Genomic DNA, 1,441 nt, shown 5'->3' with positions numbered 1-1,441 from the left:
GGGCGGGGCGACCTCGGGGGCGCACGGGTCGGCGGGGGCCTCGCGGTGGGCGCGGGCGGCGCGGTCGGCGGGGGCTCCTCGGTCGGCGGGCGCCGCCTGGTCGGTGGACAGCGGGACGACGAACGCGCACGCGGCGAGCATCGGGAGGGCGAGGGCCGCCACGAGGGCGGCACGGGCGGCACGGGCGGCACGGGCGGGGTGCGAGGTCCGGGACGTGGTCACGACGAGCCGGTCGGCACGCGCGACCGCCGACTTGAGCGCGCGGCCCGGCTAGCGCCTGATCTCGCCGTCCCGTGGGAAGGACGTCCCGACCGGCCCTTTGCCGAACGGTGGCAAACTGTGGGCGACACCGCCCTACGAACGCAGGAGTGCTGCAGATGGCCATCGCCACCCCCGAGGTCTACGCCGAGATGATCGACCGGGCGAAGGCGGGCAAGTTCGCCTACCCGGCCGTGAACGTCACGTCGTCCCAGACCGTCACCGCCGCGCTGCAGGGCTTCGCGGAGGCCGAGTCGGACGGCATCCTCCAGGTCTCCGTCGGCGGCGCGGAGTACGCGTCGGGCGCGACGGTCAAGGACCGCGTCGCCGGCTCGATCGCGCTCGCCGCGTACGCGACCGAGGTCGCGAAGGGCTACGGCATCACCGTCGCCCTCCACACCGACCACTGCGTCAAGAAGAACCTCGACTCGTGGGTCCGCCCGCTGCTCGCCCTCGAGGCGGAGCAGGTCAAGCGCGGCGAGAACCCGACGTTCCAGTCTCACATGTTCGACGGCTCGGACATCCCGCTGGACGAGAACCTCGTCATCGCGGCGGAGCTCCTCGAGCTCTCGCAGGCGGCCCGCACGATCCTCGAGATCGAGGTCGGCGTCGTCGGCGGCGAGGAGGACGGCCACGAGGCCGAGATCAACGAGAAGCTCTACACGACGGCCGAGGACGGTCTCGCGACGGTCCGCGCGCTCGGCGTCGGCGAGAAGGGCCGCTACCTGACGGCCCTCACGTTCGGCAACGTGCACGGCGTCTACAAGCCGGGTGCGGTCAAGCTGCGCCCGTCGATCCTCGCGGAGATCCAGAAGGCCGTCGGCGCCGAGGTCGGCAAGGACTCGCCGTTCGACCTGGTGTTCCACGGTGGTTCGGGCTCGACGGCCGAGGAGATCGCCGAGGCGGTCGACAACGGCGTCATCAAGATGAACATCGACACGGACACGCAGTACGCGTTCAGCCGTCCGGTGGCCGACCACTTCTTCAAGAACTACGACGGCGTCCTGAAGGTCGACGGCGAGGTCGGCAACAAGAAGGCGTACGACCCGCGCGCGTGGGGCAAGCTCGCCGAGGCGGGCATGGCGCAGCGCATCGTCGAGGCGGCGCAGCAGCTCCGCTCGGCCGGTCACAAGCTCTGACGCACTGACGACGACGGGCCCCCCCCCCCGCCGTGGGCGGGGCC

Annotated in this window: 1 protein-coding gene and 1 pseudogene; one reads left to right on the top strand and one right to left on the bottom strand. The window is 72.1% G+C overall.

The annotated features are described in order from the left end of the window. A pseudogene (locus CTKZ_RS21775) lies at positions 1-222 on the bottom strand (hypothetical protein); the annotation flags it as partial. A gap of 155 nt (positions 223-377) precedes the next feature. Here CTKZ_RS21775 and fbaA point away from each other — a divergent pair. Further along, positions 378-1,397: a class II fructose-bisphosphate aldolase gene (gene fbaA / locus CTKZ_RS19985; RefSeq protein ID WP_124344556.1), complete on the top strand. Its 1,020-nt coding sequence runs from the start codon at positions 378-380 to the stop codon at positions 1,395-1,397. Positions 1,398-1,441: the final 44 nt, after the last annotated feature.

The sequence above is a fragment of the Cellulomonas algicola genome (genome assembly GCF_003851725.1).
Classification (GTDB): domain Bacteria; phylum Actinomycetota; class Actinomycetes; order Actinomycetales; family Cellulomonadaceae; genus Cellulomonas; species Cellulomonas algicola.
Note: the sequence above shows the minus strand (reverse complement) of the source record. Positions and strands in the feature narration are given on the sequence as shown.

What these genes read in the sequence shown, in the direction of transcription:
- fbaA (WP_124344556.1), top strand. Translation starts at nt 378, where the DNA reads ATGGCCATCGCCACCCCCGAGGTCTACGCCGAGATGATCGACCGGGCG.